The 25691-nt window shown below is 53.8% G+C and carries 23 protein-coding genes and 1 pseudogene; 13 read left to right on the top strand and 11 right to left on the bottom strand.

Going from position 1 to position 25691, the window contains the following annotated elements; all coding sequences use genetic code 11:
* Window positions 1-3: 3 nt before the first annotated feature.
* From WH277_RS19015 to WH277_RS19005, 3 genes are all read right to left on the bottom strand, one after another.
* The gene (locus tag WH277_RS19015) at window positions 4-399 is read right to left on the bottom strand and encodes an MAPEG family protein (RefSeq protein ID WP_133841777.1); all 396 of its coding nucleotides are present in this window, start codon (window positions 397-399) and stop codon (window positions 4-6) included.
* 86 nt (window positions 400-485) lie between these two features.
* Complete coding sequence (locus WH277_RS19010; protein WP_133841778.1) at window positions 486-1310, bottom strand: DUF72 domain-containing protein; 825 nt, start codon at window positions 1308-1310, stop codon at window positions 486-488.
* 106 nt (window positions 1311-1416) lie between these two features.
* Window positions 1417-1986 (bottom strand): hydrolase, encoded by a 570-nt coding sequence (locus WH277_RS19005; protein ID WP_133841779.1) that lies wholly within the window; start codon window positions 1984-1986, stop codon window positions 1417-1419.
* 311 nt (window positions 1987-2297) lie between these two features.
* On the opposite strand from WH277_RS19005, the gene aspS reads away from it, so the two are divergent.
* The 6 genes from aspS to ruvB all read left to right on the top strand — a co-directional run bounded on the left by aspS (window position 2298) and on the right by ruvB (window position 7737).
* Window positions 2298-4085 (top strand): aspartate--tRNA ligase, encoded by a 1788-nt coding sequence (gene aspS, locus WH277_RS19000; protein WP_167863767.1) that lies wholly within the window; start codon window positions 2298-2300, stop codon window positions 4083-4085.
* On the top strand, window positions 4085-4519 hold the full coding sequence (gene nudB, locus WH277_RS18995; protein WP_133841781.1) for a dihydroneopterin triphosphate diphosphatase: 435 nt from the start codon (window positions 4085-4087) through the stop codon (window positions 4517-4519). The genes aspS and nudB overlap by 1 nt, the downstream gene beginning before the upstream one ends.
* A 186-nt stretch (window positions 4520-4705) precedes the next feature.
* Window positions 4706-5449, top strand: a complete 744-nt coding sequence (locus WH277_RS18990) for a YebC/PmpR family DNA-binding transcriptional regulator (RefSeq protein ID WP_133841782.1) — start codon at window positions 4706-4708, stop codon at window positions 5447-5449.
* 31 nt (window positions 5450-5480) lie between these two features.
* Window positions 5481-6002 carry a crossover junction endodeoxyribonuclease RuvC gene (ruvC, locus tag WH277_RS18985; protein WP_133841783.1) on the top strand — a complete coding sequence of 174 codons (522 nt, stop codon included), beginning with the start codon at window positions 5481-5483 and terminating at the stop codon, window positions 6000-6002.
* A gap of 96 nt (window positions 6003-6098) precedes the next feature.
* Window positions 6099-6713 carry a Holliday junction branch migration protein RuvA gene (gene ruvA / locus WH277_RS18980; RefSeq protein ID WP_133841784.1) on the top strand — a complete coding sequence of 205 codons (615 nt, stop codon included), beginning with the start codon at window positions 6099-6101 and terminating at the stop codon, window positions 6711-6713.
* Window positions 6714-6726: 13 nt separating this feature from the next.
* On the top strand, window positions 6727-7737 hold the full coding sequence (ruvB, locus tag WH277_RS18975; RefSeq protein WP_133841785.1) for a Holliday junction branch migration DNA helicase RuvB: 1011 nt from the start codon (window positions 6727-6729) through the stop codon (window positions 7735-7737).
* Between the two features lie 43 nt (window positions 7738-7780).
* Here the strand turns inward: ruvB and znuB are convergent, their stop codons facing one another.
* On the bottom strand, window positions 7781-8524 hold the full coding sequence (gene znuB / locus WH277_RS18970) for a zinc ABC transporter permease subunit ZnuB (protein ID WP_339507031.1): 744 nt from the start codon (window positions 8522-8524) through the stop codon (window positions 7781-7783).
* Between the two features lie 40 nt (window positions 8525-8564).
* Window positions 8565-9317 (bottom strand): annotated as a pseudogene (gene znuC / locus WH277_RS18965) (zinc ABC transporter ATP-binding protein ZnuC); the annotation flags it as partial.
* 77 nt (window positions 9318-9394) lie between these two features.
* Here znuC and znuA point away from each other — a divergent pair.
* From znuA to lpxM, 3 genes are all read left to right on the top strand, one after another.
* Window positions 9395-10354: a zinc ABC transporter substrate-binding protein ZnuA gene (gene znuA, locus WH277_RS18960; protein ID WP_133841788.1), complete on the top strand. Its 960-nt coding sequence runs from the start codon at window positions 9395-9397 to the stop codon at window positions 10352-10354.
* Between the two features lie 12 nt (window positions 10355-10366).
* The gene (gene mepM / locus WH277_RS18955; protein ID WP_133841789.1) at window positions 10367-11692 is read left to right on the top strand and encodes a murein DD-endopeptidase MepM; all 1326 of its coding nucleotides are present in this window, start codon (window positions 10367-10369) and stop codon (window positions 11690-11692) included.
* A gap of 135 nt (window positions 11693-11827) precedes the next feature.
* On the top strand, window positions 11828-12799 hold the full coding sequence (gene lpxM, locus WH277_RS18950; RefSeq protein WP_133841790.1) for a lauroyl-Kdo(2)-lipid IV(A) myristoyltransferase: 972 nt from the start codon (window positions 11828-11830) through the stop codon (window positions 12797-12799).
* A gap of 43 nt (window positions 12800-12842) precedes the next feature.
* Here the strand turns inward: lpxM and WH277_RS18945 are convergent, their stop codons facing one another.
* The 4 genes from WH277_RS18945 to WH277_RS18930 form a co-directional block, all read right to left on the bottom strand.
* On the bottom strand, window positions 12843-14069 hold the full coding sequence (locus WH277_RS18945) for an MFS transporter (RefSeq protein WP_133841791.1): 1227 nt from the start codon (window positions 14067-14069) through the stop codon (window positions 12843-12845).
* Window positions 14070-14307: 238 nt separating this feature from the next.
* Complete coding sequence (pyk, locus tag WH277_RS18940) at window positions 14308-15750, bottom strand: pyruvate kinase (protein ID WP_133841792.1); 1443 nt, start codon at window positions 15748-15750, stop codon at window positions 14308-14310.
* A gap of 302 nt (window positions 15751-16052) precedes the next feature.
* Window positions 16053-17996 carry a methyl-accepting chemotaxis protein gene (locus WH277_RS18935; protein WP_133841793.1) on the bottom strand — a complete coding sequence of 648 codons (1944 nt, stop codon included), beginning with the start codon at window positions 17994-17996 and terminating at the stop codon, window positions 16053-16055.
* Between the two features lie 616 nt (window positions 17997-18612).
* Window positions 18613-19485: a MurR/RpiR family transcriptional regulator gene (locus WH277_RS18930; protein WP_159336495.1), complete on the bottom strand. Its 873-nt coding sequence runs from the start codon at window positions 19483-19485 to the stop codon at window positions 18613-18615.
* A 386-nt stretch (window positions 19486-19871) separates the two neighbouring features.
* Here WH277_RS18930 and zwf point away from each other — a divergent pair, with 386 nt between their 5' ends.
* Together zwf and WH277_RS18920 are read left to right on the top strand one after the other, a co-directional pair.
* On the top strand, window positions 19872-21347 hold the full coding sequence (zwf, locus tag WH277_RS18925; RefSeq protein WP_133841795.1) for a glucose-6-phosphate dehydrogenase: 1476 nt from the start codon (window positions 19872-19874) through the stop codon (window positions 21345-21347).
* 223 nt (window positions 21348-21570) lie between these two features.
* Window positions 21571-22209: a bifunctional 4-hydroxy-2-oxoglutarate aldolase/2-dehydro-3-deoxy-phosphogluconate aldolase gene (locus tag WH277_RS18920; RefSeq protein WP_133841796.1), complete on the top strand. Its 639-nt coding sequence runs from the start codon at window positions 21571-21573 to the stop codon at window positions 22207-22209.
* A 46-nt stretch (window positions 22210-22255) separates the two neighbouring features.
* Here the strand turns inward: WH277_RS18920 and purT are convergent, their stop codons facing one another.
* Window positions 22256-23434 (bottom strand): formate-dependent phosphoribosylglycinamide formyltransferase, encoded by a 1179-nt coding sequence (gene purT, locus WH277_RS18915; RefSeq protein WP_133841797.1) that lies wholly within the window; start codon window positions 23432-23434, stop codon window positions 22256-22258.
* A gap of 138 nt (window positions 23435-23572) precedes the next feature.
* Between purT and WH277_RS18910 the strand changes: the two genes are divergently transcribed.
* Window positions 23573-23869, top strand: a complete 297-nt coding sequence (locus WH277_RS18910) for a YebG family protein (protein WP_133841798.1) — start codon at window positions 23573-23575, stop codon at window positions 23867-23869.
* 48 nt (window positions 23870-23917) lie between these two features.
* Here the strand turns inward: WH277_RS18910 and WH277_RS18905 are convergent, their stop codons facing one another.
* Window positions 23918-24736 carry a sugar phosphate isomerase/epimerase family protein gene (locus WH277_RS18905; RefSeq protein WP_339506448.1) on the bottom strand — a complete coding sequence of 273 codons (819 nt, stop codon included), beginning with the start codon at window positions 24734-24736 and terminating at the stop codon, window positions 23918-23920.
* 200 nt (window positions 24737-24936) lie between these two features.
* Here WH277_RS18905 and WH277_RS18900 point away from each other — a divergent pair, with 200 nt between their 5' ends.
* Complete coding sequence (locus WH277_RS18900) at window positions 24937-25590, top strand: tellurite resistance TerB family protein (RefSeq protein ID WP_159336498.1); 654 nt, start codon at window positions 24937-24939, stop codon at window positions 25588-25590.
* Window positions 25591-25691 lie beyond the last annotated feature (101 nt).

Raw genomic sequence — 25691 nt, 5'->3', positions numbered from 1 at the left:
CGGTCAGGAAGTGCCGAGAACCAGGTCCCAGGGCAGGAACAGCAGATTGACGACCACCATGCCGAAGAGCGAAAGCAGCGTCAGGAGCATGCCGTTACGGCGCCACAGCACGGTGCGGCTGCGTAAACCATACGCATGCATCAGACGGCCGAAAAAGAAAAACAGCCCGAGCAGATGCAGCATCCAGATATCGGCACCGTTCATCTCCATCATTACCAGCAGAAAGAGTGCGATGGGGATATTTTCGACCGCATTACCGTGGATGCGAATGGCCAGCTGTAAATCAGACACCCCACCATCACCGATCGAGACCCGGTACTGACGACGTAAGCGCACCACGTCGAGTAAAAACTTCAGGATAAAAAGCGTACCAAGTACCACGTAAAGCGCACTGACCATGACTCACTCCATGATGTAATAATGATCTTATTGAGTAGGGTATCGAACAATGCTGACACTGTCGCCAGGCATCAGCATGAACCGGTTCAGAATAACATCTCCTGCTGCGGCCATTCAGGGGCATCACCGATATGCGGGAGCACCTGCTGTAATCCGGGCCACAGCGCGCGCACCAAATCCGGTGCGAAGCCGACATCCGGGGTATGTATAAACAGCCACGGCTGGGCCGTTTCGCACCACTGCGGTAACCGATCTCGCCAGGCGTTGAACCAGCTCAGGTTAGCCTCGACGTTGTCGCCGCCGATAAAACGGATCATCGGGGCGTCTGCGGTCATCACCGCATGGACTGGCAGTTTAGGTTTTTTGCGTTGTGCCTCAATAATCGCGGCCGTTGAAGGATGGGCACTGTGCACGCCGCGGGTATCGAGGATCACCCGGTTGACGCGGCGCTGATGCAATCCGCGATTCAGCGCCTGCTCGGCCTCGCCTTTGGCAAAAAACTCCGGATGCCGCACTTCCACACCGTAGCGGAATTCCGTGGGCAGGTTATCGAGAAACTGCCAGAGAGCAGGCAGGTCAGCAGGCGAAAAAGCCGCGGGAAGCTGTAACCAGAACTGTCCGATGCGATCGGCCAGCGGAGAGAGCAGATCAAAAAACTCTGCGCTGAGATCGCCGCACTGGCGCAGCGCGGCCTGATGGCTGATGGTCGCCGGAAATTTAAAACAGAAGCGGAAGTCATCGTGCGTCATTGCCCGCCAGCGCTGTACCACTTCCGGGCGCGGCAGTGCATACAGCGTGGTATTGCCTTCGACACAGTTAAAGTGACGGGCATAATCTTCCAGGGTGGTCATCCCCAGTTTTTTCCATTGCGGGTGCTGCCACTGTGGCAGGCCAAGATACAACGGCTTCATTGTTTATCCACATTCAGTCAGTTGCGGGCAACTTTACCGTGTGGATACAGGGGAGTGCAAGGCAGGCAGTGGGGAGAAAGACCGGTTCCCTCCGGTCATGCGCAGGTTAAGACAGCGCGGCGATGACGTCATCTGACTGACGCACGCGGGCAATACGTGGGAAGATCCACTCGACGCTGGCCTGATGCTGCTCAGTGCTGGCGGTGCTACAGATATCTTCGGCAATCACCAGATTGAAACCCAGTTCCCAGGCGTTACGTGCGGTGGACTCAACGCCAATGTTGGTGGCGATGCCACCCAGCACAAGGGTGTCAATGCCACGACGGCGCAGTTGCAGTTCCAGATCGGTACCGTGGAATGCCCCCCACTGGCGTTTGATGACGTGCAGATCGCTCTCCTGAACACCCAGTGCGTCAGGGTAGACCCACCAGTTATCCGGCAGTGCGCCTCCGGCATGGGCGGCATCAACCGGTTGCTTTGGCGCATCGGCAAAATCCGCTGACCAGCCTACACGTACCAGCACGACCGGGGCGTTGTGTGCACGAAAGTGGTCGGCCAGTTTCGCGGCACGTGGCACGACATCACTGGCCGCGTGTGGTGCCTTGCCAAACGGCAGAATGCCTTCCTGTAAGTCGATCAGCACCAGTGCGGTGGTCTGGGGATTGAGATTGAGCATGCGTTTCTCCGGGATAAGGGGGAAAACCATTGAGAATACAAAGGAACAGTTAAACGAGGCGATGAAAATAATGTGGGTAAAGCGCTGAGATTTGTTAGCGGTTATGTCGTGGTGATGATGTTTTGTTAACCACAGCGTCCGGTGGCAGCACATCGCAGCGTTTTTCTGCCACTTTCCCCTGATGACAGCACTTATCCTGTGAGCCATTTTCCATTATAATGGCAGCCATTTTTCGCGGCAGCAGCGCTCCTCAGAGCAGGATAGTGATTATAAAGCTGCGGCAGCAGCGCTGAAGTTAAAAGGATATCGTTATGCGTACTGAGTATTGTGGGCAGATCAATCTGTCTCATGTAGGCCAGCAAGTGACACTGTGCGGTTGGGTTAATCGCCGTCGCGATCTGGGCAGCCTGATCTTTATTGATATGCGTGACCGTGAAGGCATCGTGCAGGTGTTCTTCGACCCGGACCGTCAGGCGGCTTTCGATCTGGCGTCTGAACTGCGTAACGAGTTCTGCATCCAGATCACCGGCACCGTGCGTCCGCGTGATGAGAAGAACAAAAACAAAGATATGGCCACCGGTGAGATCGAAGTGTTCGCCACCGACCTGACCATCATCAACCGCTCAGAACCGCTGCCGTTAGACTCCAATATGGCGAACAGCGAAGAAGCGCGTCTGAAGTATCGCTATCTTGACCTGCGTCGCCCTGATATGGCGAACCGCCTGAAAGCTCGTGCGAAAATTACCAGCTTTGTGCGCCGCTTTATGGATGAGCACGGTTTCCTCGATATCGAAACCCCGATGCTGACCAAAGCCACGCCGGAAGGTGCCCGTGACTATCTGGTGCCAAGCCGCGTGCATAAAGGCAAATTCTACGCCTTGCCACAGTCGCCACAGCTGTTCAAACAGTTGCTGATGATGTCCGGTTTTGACCGTTACTATCAGATCGTCAAATGTTTCCGTGACGAGGATCTGCGTGCTGACCGTCAGCCTGAATTTACCCAGATCGACGTTGAAACCTCGTTCATGACCGCCGCTCAGGTGCGTGAAATCATGGAACGTCTGGTCCGCAATCTGTGGGTTGATGTGAAGTCTGTTGAACTGGGTGACTTCCCAACCATGACCTTCGCCGAAGCGATGCGTCGTTTTGGTTCCGATAAGCCAGACCTGCGTAACCCAATGGAGCTGGTTGACGTCGCGGATCTGTTGAAAAACATTGAGTTCAGCGTCTTTGCTGGCCCGGCTAACGATGCCAAAGGCCGTGTTGCAACACTGCGTGTGCCGGGTGGCGCGACGCTGAGCCGTAAGCAGATTGACGACTACGGCAAATTTATCGAAATCTACGGCGCGAAGGGCCTGGCTTACATCAAGGTCAACGAGCGTGCTAAAGGCCTGGAAGGGATCACCAGCCCGGTAGCGAAATTCCTTAATGCAGAAATCGTTGAAGAGATTCTGGCACGTAACGGCGCCGCCGATGGCGATATGATCTTCTTCGGTGCGGGCAGCGCGAAAGTCGTGGCCGATGCCCTGGGTGCTTTGCGTCTGAAACTGGGTCGTGACCTTAAGATCACCAACGAGGCCTCCTGGGCGCCGCTGTGGGTCGTGGACTTCCCGATGTTTGAAGACGATGGCGAAGGCGGTCTGACCGCGATGCACCATCCGTTTACCGCGCCGAAAGAGATGACGCCGGAAGAACTGAAGAACGCACCGGAAACCGCGATTGCTAACGCCTACGATATGGTCATCAATGGCTATGAAGTGGGTGGCGGTTCCGTGCGTATTCACAACGGTCAGATGCAGCAGACGGTGTTCGGCATTCTGGGTATTGAAGAGCACGAACAGCGTGAGAAGTTTGGCTTCCTGCTGGATGCGCTGAAATACGGTACGCCACCGCATGCGGGTCTGGCCTTTGGTCTTGATCGCCTTGTCATGCTGCTGACCGGCACGGATAACATTCGTGACGTGATTGCCTTCCCGAAAACCACCGCTGCGGCCTGTCTGATGACCGAAGCGCCAAACTTTGCTAACCCGGCCTCACTGGCCGAGCTGGGCATTGAAGTGGTCAAGAAAGTGAAAGATCAGCCGTCAGAGAATAACTGATGGCGTATAAGCATCCGGTGTCGGTTCTGGTGGTGATTTATGCCCAGGATACCCGGCGGGTGCTGATGTTGCAGCGACGCGATGATGTGGATTTCTGGCAGTCGGTGACCGGCAGCCAGGAGCCGGGCGAAAGCCTGGCGCAGACCGCGCAGCGGGAAGTGATGGAAGAGATTGGCATTGATATAAACGCCGGGCAGCTCACATTAGTGGACTGCCAGCGTCATATAGAATTCGAAATCTTTACGCACTTTCTTCATCGTTACGCACCGGGCACCACCCATAATCGGGAACACTGGTTTAGCCTCATGCTCCCTGCGGAGTGCAGCATCACATTGAGCGAGCATCTGGCCTTTCAGTGGCTGGATGCCCCGGCCGCCGCCGCGCTCACCAAGTCCTGGAGTAACCGCCAGGCAATTGAAGAATTCGTACTGTAATTTTGTTTAATTTTTATCTTTTGAACTTAGCTTGATGTCCAGGCGTTATCGGCGCAGATAGTTTGCGCACGGCCAGCGCGGAGCAACCGCAGCATACTTATGTATGTGAGGATTGCGAGCACTGCCCGGGTGCAAAATAGCAAGCAAGATAGCCTGTGCAATAGGCAATCTGGAGACTCAGTGTAAATGGCGGGACATAGTAAATGGGCGAATACCAAGCACCGCAAGGCTGCTCAGGATTCCAAACGCGGTAAAATCTTCACCAAAATCATTCGTGAGCTGGTGACTGCTGCCAAACTGGGCGGTGGTGATGCTAACTCCAACCCGCGTCTGCGTGCGGCGATGGACAAAGCACTGTCAAACAACATGACCCGTGACACCATGAACCGTGCGATTGCACGCGGCGTGGGCGGTGATGATGACAGCAATATGGAAACCATCATTTATGAAGGTTACGGCCCAGGTGGCACCGCTGTGATGGTGGAGTGCCTGAGTGATAACCGTAACCGTACCGTGTCAGAAGTGCGTCATGCCTTCACCAAAACCGGTGGTAACCTTGGGACGGATGGTTCTGTGGCCTACCTGTTCACCAAAAAAGGCGTGATCACCTTCGCACCGGGCCTGGAAGAAGACCAGGTGATGGATGCGGCGCTGGAAGCCGGTGCTGACGATGTGATGACCTGGGACGATGGCACCATCGACGTATTCACCGCATGGGAAAGCCTGGGGGCCGTTAAAGACGCGCTGGACGCGGCGGGTCTGAAGGCAGAAAGTGCCGAAGTCACCATGATCCCATCGACCAAAGCCGATATGGATGTGGAGACCGCACCAAAACTGCTGCGTTTGATCGATATGCTGGAAGACTGCGACGACGTGCAGGAGGTTTACCATAACGGTGAAATTTCTGACGAGGTGGCGGAAACCCTGTGACACTCCGTCCATCACATCGGGTGAGCGCGTAATGGCTATTATTTTGGGGATCGACCCCGGTTCGCGCATCACCGGTTACGGTGTGATTCGGCAGGTGGGGCGGCAGTTAACGTATCTGGGCAGTGGATGTATCCGCACCAGTGTGGCTGACCTGCCGTCGCGCCTGAAGCTGATTTATGCGGGTGTTAGCGAGATTATTACTCAGTTTCAGCCTGAGTTTTTCGCGATTGAGCAGGTCTTTATGGCGAAGAACGCCGACTCAGCCCTGAAACTGGGCCAGGCGCGCGGTGCGGCCATTGTTGCTGCCGTGAACCAGGATCTGCCAGTGTTTGAGTATGCGGCGCGGCAGGTGAAGCAGACCGTTGTGGGCATCGGTAGTGCAGAGAAAAGCCAGGTACAGCATATGGTGCGTACCTTGCTCAAACTGCCAGCGAACCCCCAGGCGGATGCCGCCGATGCGCTGGCGATTGCCATCACGCATTGTCACCTGAGCCAGAACGTCAATCGTATCGGTGAGGGCAAGCTTAACCTCGCTCGTGGTCGTCTGAGTTAATGGACAATGGCCCGCTAATCTCAACAGGCTGGATATTCATCCAGCCTTTTTTATGCTATAAACTCCCCTCTAAATTGTTATCAGAAGGAAGCGAATGTGATAGGTCGTCTGAGAGGCATTATCCTGGAAAAACAGCCGCCCGTGGTGTTACTGGAAGCCAGCGGCGTGGGTTATGAGGTGCAAATGCCAATGACCTGTTTTTATGAGCTTCCCGACATCAACCATGAAGCGATTATCTTTACTCACTTTGTGGTGCGCGAAGATGCGCAGTTGCTGTTTGGTTTTAACAGCAAGCCGGAGCGGGCGCTGTTCCGTGAACTGATCAAGGTTAACGGCATCGGGCCTAAGCTGGCACTGGCCATTTTGTCCGGTATGTCAGCGCAGCAGTTCGTCACCGCCGTTGAACGTGAAGAGATTGCTGTGCTGGTGAAACTGCCAGGCGTGGGTAAGAAAACCGCTGAGCGCTTAGTGGTGGAAATGAAAGACCGCTTCAAAGGGATGCACGGCGATCTGTTTGCCACCGATGCACCGTTTGCACTGACCAGTGAAATGCCGACAGAAGCCGCCAACGATGCCGAAAGCGAAGCCGTTTCTGCCCTGGTGGCGCTGGGGTATAAACCTCAGGAAGCCAGCCGCATGGTCAGCAAAGTGGGTAAACCGAACGCCGACTGCGAAACATTGATTCGCGAAGCCCTGCGCGCCGCTATTTGATTTGAGGTAGAGCATGATTGAAGCCGACCGCCTGGTCTCCGCCGGGGTCATCACCGAAGAAGAAGTTATCGACCGCGCTATCCGCCCGAAAATGCTGGCAGAGTACGTTGGTCAGCCGGTGGTGCGTGAACAGATGGAAATCTTCATCGAAGCCGCTAAGAATCGCGGTGATGCGCTCGACCATCTGTTGATCTTTGGCCCGCCGGGCCTGGGAAAAACCACGCTGGCAAATATTGTTGCTAACGAGATGGGCGTTAACCTGCGTACCACATCCGGCCCGGTGCTGGAGAAAGCAGGCGATCTGGCGGCGATGCTGACCAACCTCGAACCTCATGATGTCCTGTTTATTGATGAGATCCACCGACTGTCGCCCGTGGTGGAAGAAGTGCTGTACCCGGCGATGGAAGACTATCAGCTGGATATTATGATCGGGGAAGGCCCGGGCGCGCGTTCGATTAAACTCGACCTGCCGCCGTTTACCCTGATTGGCGCTACCACGCGCGCGGGCTCACTGACGTCACCGTTGCGTGACCGTTTCGGCATTGTGCAGCGTCTGGAGTTTTACCGGGTAGAAGACTTGCAGCACATCGTTGCCCGTAGTGCGTCCTGCCTCGGTTTGCCATTGAGTGAGGATGGCGCGCTGGAAATCGCCCGCCGTGCTCGCGGTACGCCGCGTATCGCTAACCGACTGCTGCGCCGCGTGCGTGACTTTGCCGAGGTGCGTGCGAACGGCAGTATGAGCGGTGACGTGACCTCAAAAGCACTGGATATGCTGAGTGTGGATACCGAAGGTTTCGACTATATGGACCGCAAACTACTGCTGGCGATTATCGATAAATTTATGGGTGGCCCGGTCGGGCTGGATAACCTGGCGGCGGCAATCGGTGAAGAGCGCGAAACCATCGAGGACGTGCTGGAACCGTATCTGATCCAGCAGGGCTTTATTCAACGCACGCCGCGTGGCCGTATGGCCACCCAGCATGCTTACAAGCACTTCGGCATCGACCGACCAGAATCACAGTAAGTAGGGGCGAGGGATGCTTCCTTGCCCGTGCAAAAACGGCGGGTTACACCGCCGGTTTCTTCACCATACTCAGCATGAACATCACCGCTGCCCCCAGCACCACAGAAGGGCCGGCTGGCGTATCGTAGAAGGCAGAGAAGGTCAGACCGATGGTCACGGCCAGAATGCCAATGACCACCGCCAGTGCCGCCATCTGCTCCGGTGAGCGGGCAAAACGACGGGCGGTGGCGGCAGGGATAATCAGCAGTGAGGTGATGATCAACGCCCCGACAAATTTCATCGCTACCCCAATCGTCAGCGCCGTGATCAGCATCAGAATCATTTTGGTCCGCTGAATATTGACGCCATCCACCTGCGCCAGCTCAGGGCTGATGGTGATTGACAGCAGGGCACGCCATTGCCACGCCAGCAGAAGCAGAACCACCGCCACACCCGCGACAATCGTCCACAGATCGGTTGGTGTCACGGCCAGCAGGTCACCAAACAGATAGGCCATCAGATCCACACGCACGTCAGACATCAGGCTGACCACCACCATGCCCAGCGACAGCGCACTGTGCGCCATAATGCCCAGCAGGGTATCAATCGCCAGATGCGGACGACGCTCCAGCCACACCAGCACCAGCGACAACAGCAGAGTGACTACGATCACTGCATAAAACGGACTGACATTAAGCAGCAGGCCAAAAGCTACGCCCAGCAAGGAGGCATGTGCCAGCGTGTCGCCAAAATAGGACATGCGACGCCACACCACAAAGGAACCCAGCGGCCCGGCTGCCAGCGCCAGTAATACGCCTGCTAACCAGCCGGGTAATAATAATTAAATCATCACGGCCGGTCCCTTTGCGCAAAATAATTCGTCCCTGGAGATCGTGACGATGGTTGTGATGGTGGCGATAAATCGCCAGCTGTTCAGCACCGCGTTGGCCGAACATCGAGATAAATTCAGGGTGTTTGGACACCGCTTCTGGCGTACCCGAACAGCAGATATGGTGATTGAGGCACAAGACCTCGTCGGTTTTCGCCATCACCAGATGCAGGTCGTGGGAGACCATCAGCACGCCGCAGTTGAGTTCGCGGCGCAGCTGGTCGATCAGGTCATACAGCGCCACCTGACCGTTGACGTCAACGCCCTGCGTGGGTTCATCAAGCACCAGTAGCTGCGGCTGGTTGAGCAGTGCTCGTGCCAGCAGCACACGCTGCATTTCGCCACCGGAGAGTTTTTGTAGCGGGTATTCCAGCAGATGAGCCGCCTGCACGCGTTTCAGCGCGGGCAGAATATCGTCTGACTTTACCCCAGGTCGCAGACGCATAAAGCGCGCAACCGTGAGGGGCAGGGTGACATCAAGATGGATTTTTTGCGGCACGTAACCAATACGCAGTTGCGCCGGGCGCAGCAGGGTACCGGCGGTGGGGGCAATCAGCCCGAGCACCACGCGCACCAGCGTTGATTTACCGGCCCCGTTCGGCCCGAGCAGGGTCAGAATTCGGCCAGGTTGCAGCGAAAGTGACACATCGGACAGGACACGGCGCTGTCCAAAGCTCACAGAAATTTTTTCAAGGGTGATCAAAGATGACATGTCGATTACTGGTTGCAGAAAATTACGAATGTTATAATATCACAATCCATCAGCTCTTCACGATGGATTGAATCATTATGTTACACAAAAAAACACGTGCCTTATCAATGCTCGCAGGCATGAGCATTGCCGCTTCGCTTGTGCTTCCTGCCCATGCAGACGTTGTTGCCTCCGTTAAACCTGTTGGATTTATCGCTGCCGCGATTGCGGATGGCGTCACACCGGTGAATGTTTTGCTGCCCGATGGTGCCTCAGAGCATGATTATGCCTTGCGTCCTTCCGACATTAAACGCTTAAAAAGCGCGGATTTAGTGGTCTGGGTTGGCCCGGAAATGGAAGCGTTTATGACCAAATCTGCCGCCAGTTTGCCCGCACAAAAGAACGTCGAAATGAGTGCCCTCCCGGGTGTGAAAGGCTTGCTGCTGAAGGGCGGCGAAGACGAAGAAGAAGAAGAGCATGAAGCACATGCGGGGCATTCGCATGAGGCTGCTGACAGCCACGATCACCACCATCATGGTGAGTATAATATGCATCTGTGGATGTCTCCGGAGATCTCAAAGCAAACGGCGATTGCAATCCATGGAAAATTGTTGGAACTTATGCCGCAAAGCAAGGACAAACTAGACGCAAACCTGCAGCACTTTGAGGCAGAATTGGCGTCAGCCGATGCGAAAATCAGTAAACAGTTGGCCCCGGTTAAAGGCAAAGGGTATTTCGTTTTTCATGATGCTTACACTTACTTTGAAAAACACTTCGGTCTGACCCCATTAGGTCATTTTACCGTCAACCCTGAGATCCAACCCGGTGCGCAGCGTTTACATCAAATACGAACACAGTTGGTTGAGCAAAAAGCAGCCTGCGTTTTTGCTGAACCACAATTCAGGCCAGCCGTGATAGAGGCCGTTGCCAGAGGGACCACCGTGCGTTCGGGCACACTGGATCCACTCGGGACGGACATCACCCCAGGTAAAGACAGCTATGTGACATTCCTCTCACAGTTGTCCAGCCAGTATGAGAGCTGCCTGAAAGGAGAATAGAGGAACATTTAAGTGCAGCAGATATCCCGCGCTGTCGCCATGGCGTTTAATAATTTACCCCGGCCCCACCGCATTATGTTGGGGTCGCTTACTGTTGTTACGCTGGCCGTCACGCTGTGGCGGCCTTACGTGTATCATCCGGGTAACGAAAGCCCGATTGTTAAAACCGTCGAGCTCGATAAAAATCAACTACGTACCTTGCTTCCTGAAGCCAGTGAGCCGATAGATCAGGATACCCCGTCCCCGGCTGACGATGCCCCGAAAGATGAAATCGATGAAGACGTTCCGGATGAAAGCGGCACGCACGATTACGTTGTTTCAACAGGTGATACCCTCAGCAGCGTGTTAAACCAGTACGGCATTGATATGTCGGAAATCAACATGCTGGTGAAAAGCGATAAAGATTTGCGCAACCTGCAAGTCGGGCAGCAACTCTCATGGTCGCTGAACGACAATGGTGATTTACAGCGCATTACCTGGGAAGTGTCCCGCCGTGAAACGCGCACTTACGACCGCTCCGGTGACGGCTTCAAACCCTCTTCTGCCATTCAGAAGGGAGAGTGGCAAAACAGCGTATTAAGCGGTGTGGTCAACGGCAGTTTTGTCAGCAGTGCCAGGAAAGCGGGGCTGTCCAGCAGTGAAATCAGCGCGGTGATTAAATCCCTGCAATGGCAGATGGATTTCCGCAAGCTGCGTAACGGCGACAAGTTCTCCGTACTGATGTCGCGCGAAATGCTGAATGGTAAAAGCGAGCAGAGTGAACTGGCTGGCGTGCGCCTGAACAGTGGTGACAAAGATTATTACGCGATCCGTGGGGCAGACGGTAAGTTCTATGACCGTAACGGTTCCGGCCTGGCGCGTGGTTTTATGCGTTTCCCAACCGTGAAACAGTATCGCGTGTCATCGAACTTTAACCCGCGTCGTTTAAATCCGGTAACCGGGCGTGTTGCGCCACACAAAGGCGTGGACTTTGCTCTGCCAGTGGGGACGCCAGTGCTGGCTGTCGGTGATGGTGAGGTTATCGTTGCTAAACGCAGCGGTGGGGCGGGTAACTACGTTGCCGTTCGCCATGGACGTCAGTATATGACGCGCTATATGCATCTGAAGAAGCTGCTGGTGAAACCCGGTCAGAAAGTGAAGCGTGGCGATCGCATCGCGCTTTCCGGTAATACGGGGCGTTCTACGGGGCCACACCTGCACTTTGAAATCTGGATTAACAATCAGGCAGTGAACCCGTTGACGGCCAAACTTCCGCGTATGGAAGGGTTGACCGGTAAAGACCGTCGCGATTACCTGGCGAAAGTGCGCGAAGTCGTGCCTCAACTTCGCTTCAAGTAAGATTGCTGCACATAAAAAAGCCGATGGTGGATGCCATCGGCTTTTTTTTAGCCTAAACAGGCGCATTCACGGCAATAACTTTGCAAAATCTTCCGTCAGCACTATCATAAGCCCGTTATTGTTCGAGGCCAGTGCATGGAAAACAGAAAAAATAATCAAATTGAGTTCATTCCCACGTTTAACAAAAGTTTCTTATTGCCACGCTATTGGGGAAGCTGGCTGGGTGTTGGCGCATTTGCCAGTCTGACGCTGGTGACCCCACGTCTGCGTGACCCGTTATTGGGTGCATTAGGTCGTCTGGCAGGGAAATTTGCCCGCAGTGCGCGCCGTCGTGCACAGATTAACCTGTTGTACTGCATGACGGATAAGTCAGAGCAAGAACGCGAAGCGATCATCGACGAGATGTTTGCCGTTGCCCCGCAGTCGATGGCGATGATGGCCGAACTCGCCCTGCGGCCGAAGAACGCAAAGAAGCGTATTCGCTGGCACGGACGTGAGATTATCGATGATTTGCAGAATAACGGGCAGAATGTCATTTTCCTGGTACCCCACGCCTGGGCCGTCGACCTGCCGGCGATGGTGCTGGCGTCTGAAGGGCAGCCGATGGCGGCGATGTTCCATAACCAGAGCAATCCGGTAATGGATTACGTCTGGAACCGGGTAAGACGCCGTTTTGGCGGTCGTATGCATGCGCGTAACGACGGCATCAAACCGTTTGTCCTGTCTATCCGTCAGGGATACTGGGGCTATTATCTGCCGGATCAGGATCACGGTGCAGAGCAGAGTGAATTCGTTGATTTCTTCGATACTTACAAAGCTACGCTACCCGCGGTAGGGCGTATGATGAAAGTCTGCCGGGCGAAAGTGGTACCGCTCTTCCCGGTGTATGACAGCAAACGCCATTGTCTGGATATTTATCTACGTCCGCCGATGGACGATCTGCCGGATTCTGATGATGCTTCACAGGCTCGCCGGTTGAATAAAGAAGTGGAAGATTTTGTGCGTCCGCATCCGGAGCAGTACACCTGGATACTCAAGTTGCTGAAAACACGCAAACCCGGTGAGAAAGAACCTTACGATCGCAAAGAACTTTATCCAAAGAAGTAATACTGGCAGGGGACAACGCGCTATGTTGTTGTCCCCTGGCCGATCAGTTCAGTGAGGAACGACGCTTCCATTCCCGCAGAAATGCCCGTACTAACACGCACCACACCAGACCGCAGGCCAGATTCGCCAGGCTGAAAGCGCGGGCACCGTCGCTAAAGTAAGCAAACTTCGCCAGCTCAATCCCCAACGCAAACACCAGAATACTCACCATGCCGAGCATTGCGGCGACACTGCCTTTGCCTGCCTGGCTGGAAAACAACGTCAAACGGTACAGACCCGCGTTCACCAGTCCGGTGCCAAAACCGTAGAGACTGAGCCCGGCAGTCAGCCACAGGTAGCTGTGCTTGTCGATAACGGAGGCCAGTGCGGCGATCCCAAGGCCCAGTAAAATCGGCCAGGCGCCCAGGCGCAGCGGTTGATCGATAGGCACGCGAGAGGCAAGCTTGCCCAGGGTCAGGTTCCCGGCAATCATGGCGACGAATACGGGAAGCTGCAACAGCGCGTAATCCAGCCGTGTCAGCCCCTCATCGTGGATCAGGATCACGGGCGACAGCGCCACCCAGGCCAGGCACGGGATGGTCACCAGACCTATTGCCAGTGAACCACTCATCACCTGACGGTCTTTCAGCAGGGCCAGATACCCTTTGCCCAGAGAGGGAAGTGACAGCGACATCTGCGGGTCACCGGCCGTTTCCGGCATGGTACGCCACAGGCCCAGAAGGGCAATGGCCGTGACGGCACCAAACAGCCAGAACATGGTACGCCAGTCACTGATTTCCAGAAATGCAGCCCCGGCCAGCGGACCCGCGAGCGGAGCCAGCAGCGCAACGTTGGCCATTAACGCCATGATACGCACGCTAAGGGCTTCATCGAAGGCTTCCTGTATCGCGGCATACCCCACGGCGCCAATGAAGCACAGGCTGATTCCCTGCAGGAAACGCAGCAGGATAAATTGCTCGATGCTCTGCACCCAATGGGTCGCCATACAGGTCAGCATGAAGAAGGTAACTCCGGCGAGCATCACCGGGCGCCGACCCAGCTTGTCCGACAGGGGGCCCAGCAACCACTGCAACACAATGCCGCCAATCAGATAGGCCGTCAGAGAGGCTGATACCCATTCTGGCCCAACGTTAAATTCCTGAGTGACCAGCAACATACCGGGCTGAATCATATCGTGGGCGATATAGGTCGCAAACTCGAAGAGGACTAATGACAATGGGAATATCAGGTGTCGACGGGTCAGGTTCGACAGTGGAACAAATGACGCCATTCTGGCTCCCTCCAGGGGGTGGTGTAATGCAGCAGCGTGTCAGCTTTCGGAACCGCGCTAACATAACGCATTCTCGCCCGATCACAATGCATAAATATGAAGGTGAGGTAGGTGGCCATTTAACGGCATCACATGATGGAGAGTTGAGGGGTAATACGCTTTGCAGAGTGAGTCTAAAGCGAGCACGAAGTGGGAGTGGAATATATTGGGCCTTGCGGCCCAATATATTCAGGCGGAATTACTCAACGCGCAGCACACGGCTGGTATTGGTGGTTCCGGTGGTGCTCATCACATCGCCCTGGGTAACGATAACCAGGTCACCTGACATCAGGAAGCCTTTTTCACGCAGCAGATTGATAGCGTCATGCGCAGCGACAACGCCATCATTATTGCTGTCGAAGAAGACCGGGGTGACACCACGATACAGCGCGGTCAGATTCAGCGTGCGCTCATGGCGCGACATCGCGAAAATTGGCAGACCTGAGGTGATACGTGAGGTCATCAGCGCAGTACGGCCTGACTCGGTCATGGTGATAATGGCCGTGACGCCCTGCAGATGGTTCGCTGCATACATCGCCGACATCGCAATGGCTTCTTCGATGTTATCGAACTGCACATCAAGACGGTGTTTGGAGACGTTAATGCTTGGGATTTTTTCTGCGCCCAGGCAGACTTTCGCCATCGCTGAAACGGTTTCTGCCGGGTACTGGCCTGCTGCCGTTTCTGCAGACAGCATGACGGCATCGGTGCCGTCGAGCACGGCGTTAGCCACGTCCATGACCTCTGCACGCGTCGGCATCGGGTTAGTGATCATCGATTCCATCATCTGGGTGGCAGTGATCACAGAACGGTTTAACTGGCGAGCACGACGGATCAGGGCCTTCTGAATACCGACCAGCTCCGGATCACCAATCTCAACGCCCAGATCGCCCCTGGCCACCATCACGACATCCGAGGCAAGAATGATGTCATCCATCGCTTCCTGGCTGGCAACGGCTTCAGCACGTTCCACTTTGGAGACGATTTTTGCATCACAGCCGGCTTCACGTGCCAGACGACGTGCATAGTTGAGATCTTCACCACAGCGCGGGAAGGACACGGCCAGATAGTCGACGCCAATTTTGGCGGCGGTCAGGATATCGGCTTTGTCTTTTTCCGTGAGCGCTTCAGCTGACAGGCCCCCACCGAGTTTGTTGATGCCTTTATTGTTCGACAGTGGCCCACCAACGGTCACTTCGGTGAAGACTTTCATGCCCTGGACTTCCAGTACCTTCAACTGTACACGGCCATCATCCAGCAGCAGGATATCGCCCGGTACCACATCGGCAGGCAGACCTTTATAATCGATCCCCACTTTCTCTCTGTCGCCTTCGCCTTTGCCCATGCTGGCATCCAGCAGGAATTTTTCCCCAATATTCAGGAAAACCTTGCCTTCTTTAAAGGTAGACACGCGGATTTTCGGCCCCTGAAGGTCACCCAGAATCGCGACATGCCGTCCCAGTTTAGCGGCAATCTCGCGCACTTTGTCGGCGCGCATTTGGTGATCTTCTGGCGTGCCATGTGAGAAGTTAAGACGAACGACGTTGGCGCCGGCAGCGATGACTTTTTCGAGGTTATTATCGCGATCGGTAGCGGGGCCCAAGGTGGTTACAATCTTGGTTCTTCTGAGACGACGAGACATAGAGTTTCCTTAGCTAGGGAGACCTAAAGTGATGTGTAGAGTATTCACTTAAGAGGTCTAAAGATGATTATCTATTCAGATGTACGGTTTAGTTATTCATTCTCGTACGCCAGCCTTCTTCTGCATTCGAATAAGGCTGGCGTAGTGTGAAGGCCTCGACTGATACAATACTGACACAACCCGCCAAAGTCACTCCTATCGTAAGACATTCCCTTAAGAATGACCTTGGTGGTGCAGGAACCTGCTATAACCTTGACGCCGCGCGAGGATAAAGAAGAGCGCGCCTAAAGGTGTTGATGTGACTAAAGCCGATTCTCCTCCGTGCGGAACACCGCCACCAGCTCGCGTAATTGATTCGCACGCGCGGCAAGCTCGTCTGCCGACGACGCTGATTGTTCAACCAGAACGGCGTTCTGCTGGGTGACCTGATCCATCTGATTGACCGCAATATTGATCTGCGCAACACCCGCACTCTGTTCCTGTGAGGAGGAGGCAATGTCGTTAACCAACTGGGCCGTCTGCTCAATCGCTGAGACACTTTGCTTCACTTTGTCCCCTGCATCCTGCGCCATAGAAATACCCTGACGAGCATTTTCAACCGAGTGGGTGATCAACTGCTTGACCTCTTTAGCTGCACTGGCGGAGCGCTGAGCCAGCGCTCTGACTTCGGCCGCCACAACCGCGAACCCTTTTCCATGTTCACCCGCACGTGCGGCCTCAACGGCAGCGTTCAGTGCCAGAATGTTGGTCTGAAACGCGATACTGTCGATCACACGGATAATTTCTTCAATCTGACCGGCACTGGAGCTGATCTTTTGCATTGACTCCAGAACGGACTCCATGGCTTCCCCGCCCAGCAGCGCAGCATCGGTTGCTGAACTGGCCATGCCGGCAGCGTGGCGGGTGTTATCCGCATTCTGCAAAATAATCGATGAAAGTTGTTCCATGCTGGCAGCAGTTTGAGCGAGAGAGGCGGCCTGTTCTTCTGTGCGTGCTGAGAGATCGCCATTTCCCTGTGCTATCTCTTCAGAGGAGGTGGCGATGGTTGTCGCATTATTTTTTATATCGGCAACCAGTTCCGAGAGGCGGTGACGCATTTGCATTAAGGAGTGAATTAGCGCCGCCATTTCATTGGTGCCGTTAACCTGAACCTGAGACGTCAAATTACCCGAGGCAACCTCTCTGGCAACGTGTGCCACATCACGCAGCGGATCAGTGATGGAACGGATGATATAAATCGCCAGTGTCACAACGATAAGCATAATCGTTGCCAGCACGCCTAACAGTTCATATTGATTATATCTATGTTCACTTATCTGCGCCGACAGCATGTTATCTAATTCATCCGCTGCTTCATTGGCGAAGGTAGAGTACTGATTGATAGCATTGGTGAAAACAGCAACAAATTCGGTCGGTTTGAGATTATTCAGACTACGATTCACAAAGACAGCTTCTGCCATTTTCAATGCTTCATCGGTTTGTTTAAAAGCATTGCTCGTGCGAGTACTGAATTTTGTGCGCAAAGAATGATCGGTCTCGAATGATTTCAGCAGATTGTCATTATAAAGACGCAGGGCATTTCTGCCATTCAGTATCTGAAACTCCATGCGGGCATAGTCGCTGTCGTTAATACCTTCCTTACTTGCCAGTAATGAGGTACCCCGGGCACGGATCTGCCCGAGTGTTTCAGTCAATTCCGGCAACCGGTTAAAGGTGCTGATGATAAACTGATAAGTATTTAAATCAGGATCCAGTGATAATCCGTAGAAATCGACGACCTGCATATTGGTATCGAGCAATGTACGTATCAGCTGGGCATGGTGCGTTAAACTGGTTGCCAGGGTTAAATTTCGGTTATCTATATCAGTTTGTAGTTGACGCCAAAGGCCGGTCAGCCTGCTAAAACTTTGCAGGGCAGCACTTTCACTGGCCGAGGAGCGCAATGTGCCCTGAATGGCATCGCTTAATACGTTGATCTGTTCTTTCAATGCCAGCCTTGCCGGTGCATCGGGCGTGTTTTGAGCGATAGCGATGGCGGCTTCTGCACGATGGCGCTGCATAAGATTCAGCAGTACCAGCATCTGTTTTTCAACGGGGATGCCCTGTAGTTCTAACTCTTTTGCACTGATCTGCTGATTTCCCTCATCAATAAATAAGGCGGTAGGTACAGCAAAAAGTATCAGTGCAAAGAAAGCAAGGAGCATGAATTTTGCAGGCAGGTTGATATTATTCAGTATCTTTTTCATTTTGTATTTATTTCCACAGGTGAAATTTTAGTACTAAAAATGTGCTGTTAATGCATTGTGCTCAGTTTGTATTTTTTGTCAGAGCCAAAATGTAGTGATTAACGAAAATGAATAAACTGATTTTTTTTAAAAGCATTTTCATGCCATGACGGGTAATAAGTTGTTTTTACCAATTGGTCGATTAATTTTTATGAATTATAGGTAGGGATTCGCGATTGTCCACGAGGTAAATAGATGATATTTATTAACGTGACTTTTGAATCCAATTCATTATCAGTAAGTTGATTTTTATCGTTATTTTTAGATTTAGCTGTTTATATGGTCACGATGGTTTTAATCGAACATACGTATTTCTTATGGTTTGAAAAAAAGATTTAAGTTTTGCTCAATAATGCCGATAAGCGGTTTTTTGAGATACGTATCTTATTATTAGGTGAAATGAGTAAATTATTACCTGTTCTTATCGCTGTGGGGGGAGCGGATACATCGACACAGTGGCAGTATCAATCTGCTCTGTTGATTACATTCTGAGGGTAGGACATTTTTTTGTTTCATAGCAGCCAGCGTGGGGCCAGATGAATGTCCCCCACGCGATGACGCGATAAAAATGGCTCACTCAATGCGCTTTCAGCACAGAATCAGGGCTGTCTTTGTCGAATCGGGATTCTCTGAGCGCCTCTTTAACCCGCTTAAGATTATCGCGGAATTTTGCTCCGCGCCGCAGGGTGAAGCCGGTGGCCAGCACATCAATCAGCGTTAATTGCGCCAGGCGCGACACCATCGGCATATAAATATCGGTATCTTCAGGAACATCCAGCGTCAGGGCCAGCGTGGCCTCGCGCGCCAGTGGCGACCCGGGAGAGGTGATGGCCAGTACCGTGGCATCGTTTTCCCGCGCCATCATCGCCAGCTCAACCATATTTTTGGTGCGACCGGTATGGGAGATCAGCACCATCACATCGCCTTCACCGCTGTTCATGCAGCTCATGCGCTGCATCACAATGTCATCGGAATAGATCACCGGCACATTGAAGCGGAAAAATTTATTCATTGCATCGTGTGCCACGGCAGCAGAAGCCCCCAGACCGAAGAAGGCAATTTTCTTTGACTGGGTCAGCAGATCGACGGCACGGTTAACGGCACCGACATCCAGACTTTGTTTCACCCGATCCAGCCCGGCCATCGCGGACTCGAAAATTTTCCCCGAATAAGACTCGACGCTGTCGTCCTGTTCAACGTTACGGCTGACATAGGGCGTTCCGCTGGCCAGGCTTTGTGCCAGCTGCAATTTGAAATCAGGGAAACCTTTGGTTTTCAGCCGGTGGCAAAAGCGATTCACCGTCGGTTCGCTTACGCCCGCCGCGCGAGCCAGCAGGGCAATGCTCGAATGCATGGCAGTGGTGGGAGAATCGAGAATGACTTCGGCAACTTTGCGCTCTGATTTGCTCAGATTTTCCAGCTGTGATTGAATTTTTTCCAGCATATTCATAGTGCTACCCGTTCATACATTCTGACGATTTCAATCAAAGGAGAAATCGATGTCATTTTGTAGAGAATATACAATGCGCTACAGCCTCGGTGGCAGTAGCATAACGACATTAATTTACATTTTTTGCCAGAGTTTGAGCTGTGTCTGATTTTCAGAATGGTAAGAACAGTAACAAAAATGACGAAAAATTACGCACAATCTGATGGTAGGCCTCCGAAGGTTGCCACTAAATTAAGCATTGATTGAATACATTGTGCCGCAGTGGCCTCCCCTGGTTTACGAGGAGCAGGCAAAAGCAGTACATTGTATTGAAACAAAATTACAATAAGAGTCTGTCCGACTACGGAATCTCAGGGACAGGCTAATCCTGCAACGAGGAGAATGAAATGGCGGTTACACAAACAGCCCAGGCATGCGATCTGGTAATTTTCGGTGCCAAAGGCGATCTTGCGCGCCGGAAACTGTTGCCCTCTCTGTATCAATTGGAAAAAGCTGGTCAGATCCATGAAGATTCACGCATTATCGGCGTTGGCCGTGCGGAATGGGATAAGGCTGCTTATACCAAGGTGGTGCGTGAGGCACTGGAAACCTTTATGAAGGAGAAGATCGACGAAGCGCTGTGGGATAAACTCAGCAGCCGTCTCGATTTCTGCAACCTGGATGTGGATGACCGCAGCCATTTCCCTCGTCTGGGAAAAATGCTCGACCAGAAAAAACGCGTCACCATTAACTACTTCGCGATGCCGCCAAGCACCTTCGGAGCCATCTGTAAGGGCCTGGGTGAAGCGAAGCTGAATGCGCAACCTGCACGCGTTGTGATGGAAAAACCACTGGGTACGTCTCTGGCAACATCGCGCGAGATTAACGACCAGGTGGGTGAATACTTCGAAGAGAACCAGGTGTTCCGCATTGACCACTATCTCGGTAAAGAGACGGTACTCAACCTGCTGGCGCTGCGTTTTGCTAACTCCCTGTTTGCCTCTAACTGGGATAACCGTACCATCGATCACGTGCAGATCACCGTGGCGGAAGAAGTGGGGATCGAGGGCCGCTGGGGTTACTTCGATAAAGCGGGCCAGATGCGCGATATGATCCAGAACCATCTGTTACAGGTGCTGACCATGGTGGCCATGTCGCCGCCAGCCGATCTCTCTGCGGATCGCATTCGCGACGAAAAAGTGAAAGTTCTGCGCTCCCTTCGTCGTATCGATCACACCAACGTGCGTGAAAAAACCGTACGCGGTCAGTACACCTCCGGTTTTGTACAGGGCAAAAAAGTCCCTGGCTATCTGGAAGAAGAGGGGGCGAACAAATCCAGCACCACCGAAAGCTTTGTTTCCATCCGCGTGGACATCGACGACTGGCGCTGGGCTGGTGTTCCGTTCTATCTGCGTACCGGCAAGCGTCTGCCAACAAAGTGTTCAGAAGTGGTGGTGTATTTCAAAAACCCGGCACTGAACCTGTTTAAAGACACCTGGCAGGAACTGCCACAGAACAAACTGACCATTCGTCTGCAGCCGGATGAAGGCATGGATATTCAGATCCTGAACAAAGTGCCAGGGCTGGATCACAAACATAACCTGCAAACCACCAAGCTGGATCTGAGCTTCTCAGAAACCTTCAATCAGTCGCATCTGGCGGATGCCTATGAGCGCCTGCTGCTGGAAACCATGCGCGGTATCCAGGCCCTGTTCGTGCGTCGTGACGAAGTTGAGGAAGCCTGGAAATGGGTTGACTCCATTATGGATGCCTGGTCTTCCGATAAAGAAGCACCTAAGCCTTATCAGGCGGGAACATGGGGGCCTGTGGCTTCCGTGGCCATGATTACCCGTGATGGTCGCTCGTGGAATGAATTCGAGTAATCTGTCCTGACAGGTTAAGCCCGCTTCGGCGGGCTTTTTTGTGGGCAAAATACGGCTTCATAAAAAATGAACCTGCATTTTAAAAACACAACGATCGCGTAGACGCTCGCGGTGCTTCTCCTGTATGGTAGATCGCATAATCACTTCCTGACGCCGCGAGCGTCACTTTTGCCTGCTACGATCCACCAGGACGGAAGGCAGGCCAGACAGGAGAACGTCGTTGATGAGTAACTGGAAAACAAGCGCTGAACAGATTCTGAAAACAGGCCCGGTTGTGCCGGTGATCGTGGTGAACAAGCTTGAGCATGCTGTTCCGATGGCGAAAGCATTGGTAGCGGGTGGTGTGCGTGTGCTGGAAGTGACGCTGCGCACGCCCTGCGCGATGGATGCCCTGAAGGCCATGGTGAGAGAAGTGCCTGAAGCGATTGTTGGGGCAGGCACCGTGTTGAACGCGCAGCAGTTGAAAGAAGTCACCGATGCGGGCGCGCAGTTTATCATCAGCCCGGGCCTGACCGAGCCGTTGCTCAGAGCCGCTGTAGACGGCTCAGTGCCGTTGATCCCGGGAATCAGCACCGTGTCTGAATTGATGACCGGTCTTGATTATGGTCTGCGTGAGTTTAAATTCTTCCCGGCGGAAGCTAACGGCGGCGTGAAAGCCTTACAGGCGATTGGCGGGCCTTTCCCACAGGTACGTTTTTGCCCGACGGGCGGCATCTCGCCGGCTAACTACCGCGACTACCTGGCGCTGAAAAGTGTGCTGTGTATTGGTGGGTCGTGGCTGGTGCCAGCGGATGCGCTGGAAGCGGGGGATTATGACCGTATTACCCGCCTGGCGCAGGAAGCCGTTGCCGGGGCGCGATAAAACCACAAGGGGCGGAATTCCGCCCCTTGAATAATCCGCAGGTCTGTCAGCCGCTGACTTTTACGCTGGCAGCGGCACTGATGGCACGCTGCACCGCCTCTTCCACGTCATTGCCCGTTGCCAGTGCCACACCAAGACGGCGTTTGCCCTGAATTTCTGGCTTGCCAAACAGGCGCAGTTGCAGCCCGGCGCCCAGTGCAGCAGACAGGTTGGCGAACTGCACATTATTGCTGTCCAGCTCTGGCAGGATCACCGCTGATGCCGCCGGACCGTACTGACGGATGCCGCCAATGGGCAGGCCGAGGAACGCGCGCACATGCAGCGCGAACTCGGAGACGTCCTGAGAAATCAGCGTGACCATGCCGGTATCATGCGGGCGTGGCGACACTTCACTGAACACCACCTCATCACCGCAGACAAACAGCTCAACGCCAAACAGGCCGCGCCCACCCAGTGCATTCACCACTTTTTCAGCAATCTCCTGCGCACGTTTCAGTGCGAGCTCGCTCATCTGCTGCGGCTGCCAGGATTCGCGATAGTCGCCATCTTCCTGACGATGTCCGATAGGCGCGCAGAAGTGAATGCCGTCGACAGCATTGATGGTCAGCAGGGTAATTTCGAAATCAAACTTCACCACGCCTTCAACGATCACCCGACCGGCACCGGCACGGCCACCCTGTTGTGCATATTCCCATGCAGCATCCAGCTGTGCGGCTTCACGGATAAAACTCTGCCCTTTACCGGAAGAACTCATCACGGGTTTTACGATGCACGGGAAACCGATCTCATCAGCGGCGGCCAGGAAAGCCTCGCGGCTGTCGGCAAAGCGGTAGGATGACGTCGGCAACGCCAGATCTTCCGCAGCAAGGCGGCGAATACCTTCACGGTTCATGGTCAGTTTCGCGGCGCGTGCTGTCGGCACTACGTGCTGTCCCTGTTTTTCCAGTTCGATCAGCATATCGGTGGCGATCGCTTCAATTTCCGGCACCACGAAGTCCGGCTTTTCCTGCGCGACCAGTGCGGCCAGGGCCGCGCCATCCAGCATATTGATCACATGGCTGCGGTGGGCAACGTGCATCGCAGGGGCATCGGCATAGCGATCCACGGCGATCACTTCCACACCCAGACGCTGGCACTCCAGCGCTACTTCTTTGCCCAGTTCACCGGATCCCAGCAGCATTACACGGGTTGCATTAGGGCGCAGCGCAGTTCCAAGAGTTGTCATAATCTCTACCTGAATGGATTGAAAAAAACGCGCGAAGTATAAACGAAAACGTTTGCGTAATCATCCGCACTTTACGCTTGAGTGAAAAAAGCGACGCTGCTACACTGTATAAAAATACAGTTAAACAGGACGGAAATCATGGCTGTTGAAATCAAATACGTTGTCGTCAGAAAAGGTGAGGAAAAGATGACATTTGCCAGCAAGAAAGAAGCCGATGCTTACGACAAAATGCTCGACCTGGCGGAAGTCTTTGCCGACTGGCTGACCGCCAGCCCGTTGGAAATGGAAGAACAGCAGGGTGAAGCGCTGGGGCTGTTTATGGCGGAAAATAAAGACGCGCTGCAACAGATCCTCCGCACCGGTAAACTGCCTGAAGAGAGCAGTGCGGCTGATAACAGCGACGCATCTGATGAAGGCAAACTGCGCGCGGTGTAACCCGCCCCTGCTGTGGCTGATCTTTTTTCTGATCAGCCGTTCAGATCATTATGTGCTCAGCACACTGCGCAATGACGCCATCGCTGCCTGTGCCGTTTCCAGCGGGTCAGCAGCGTGGCGTTGATCGTTAAATACTTCCAGGCCTATTGGCCCCTCGTAACCGATCTGCTGCAAATGCGCTAACAGCGCCTTCAGTGGGTATTGGCCCTCACCGGGTAACAATCGGTGATGCCGGGCAGTATCGACCAGATGCTTTGCATCCGGCTGCTCATTCAGATCGGACAACTGCACCAGAAAAATCTTCTCTGCCGGAATACCGGCCAGGTCTGCCAGCGTTCTCTGGCGTACAAAAATATGAAAAGCATCCACCACCAGCCCCAGATTGGGTGCGTCAATCTGCTGGATAAGCTGCCATGCCTCGGCGGTGTTATTAATATGCTGGCTCCAGGCCATCGCCTCATACGCTACGCGCAGGCCATGATCTGCCGCCTGCTGCACCAGCCAGCGTAAATCCGCTTCGATACGTTCTGTGCAACAGTGCGGATGAGTGGAAGCCGGCACCAACAGCGTTGATGCGCCAAGGCGTTGCGCCGTTGCCATCATCTGTAAGGCTTCATGCTGTTTATCTTCTCGCAGGCTCTCTGGCGCCCCATCAAAATCCAGCAACACCTGGTAATCCGTCAGCCCGAGGGAAAGCTGCTGGCAGAGATCGGCCAGCGCGGCGGCATCGCCCACGGCTTCACTCACATCCTGCTGCCACAATTCCACCTGACTGAAACCCGCCGCTGCAGCTGCACGCAGTTTCTCTTCACTGCTGCCACCGAGCAGGATGGTATTGATAAACAATGGGTTCGCCGAAAATGCCATTTGTATCGATTCTCCTCTGCGTAATTTCCTTTTCAGGGTAGAGGCAATGCAACCATCCAACAACTTATCCACGACTGACTGCAGGATATCTGTCCATCTGCCGCTGGAAACAACGGGAAATTTTACAGCCTTTTCATCGTTTGACGTTTCCTGACGTGGGCTGCTTTATTGTGGTGTTTTCGGGTAATGAAGGATTGACTATGAGCAACTGGCTGCAACAGATTCAGACGGTATTAGGCAAGGCAGGCAAATCCTCCTCTGGCGGAGAAGGGCTGAGCAAAATGCTGGCCCCCGGTGCACTCGGTGGCCTGGCGGGATTGCTGATTGCCAGTAAATCTTCCCGCAACCTGTTGATGAAGTACGGGAAGAACGCCGTAATCATCGGCGGCGGTGCTGCTGCGGGTGCCCTGTTGTGGAATAAGTACAAACAGCGTGTCAGTGAAACCCATCAGGATCAGCCTGAGTTTGGTCAGCAGAGCTCCCCGGTCGACCGTCGCGCCGAGCGTCTGATTGAAGCGCTGGTCTTTGCGGCCAAAAGTGACGGCCATATCGACAACGATGAGCGTAAAGCCATTGATGAACATATTCGCCAGTCTGGTTTAGGTGCGCAGGGCGAGCAGCTGGTGCAGCGTGCCATTGACTCTCCGCTTGATCCGCAGAAGCTGGCGGCCGATGTGAAAAACGAAGAAGAAGCGCTGGAGGTCTATTTCCTCAGCAACCTTGTCATCGATGTTGACCACTTTATGGAGCGCAGCTATTTGCAGGCGCTGGGCGATGCCTTGAAAATCCCACAGGACGTGCGTCAGTCGATTGAAACCGACATTCGTGCCGAGAAGCAGAAGCTCCCTGCCTGATAGATCAGTTAATCCTTCGCGGGTGAACACTGTCACCCGCGCAAAAAAATCCCCTGAAAAGCACGTTGTTGCACTGATAACGGCTTGTTAATCAGTCTGGT

Origin of the sequence: Erwinia sp. MYb416, assembly GCF_037479575.1 — a bacterium.
In the GTDB taxonomy this organism is placed as follows: Bacteria; Pseudomonadota; Gammaproteobacteria; order Enterobacterales; family Enterobacteriaceae; genus Erwinia; species Erwinia rhapontici.
The sequence above is the reverse complement of the archived record's forward strand: the minus strand, read 5'-3'. Positions and strand labels throughout refer to the sequence as shown.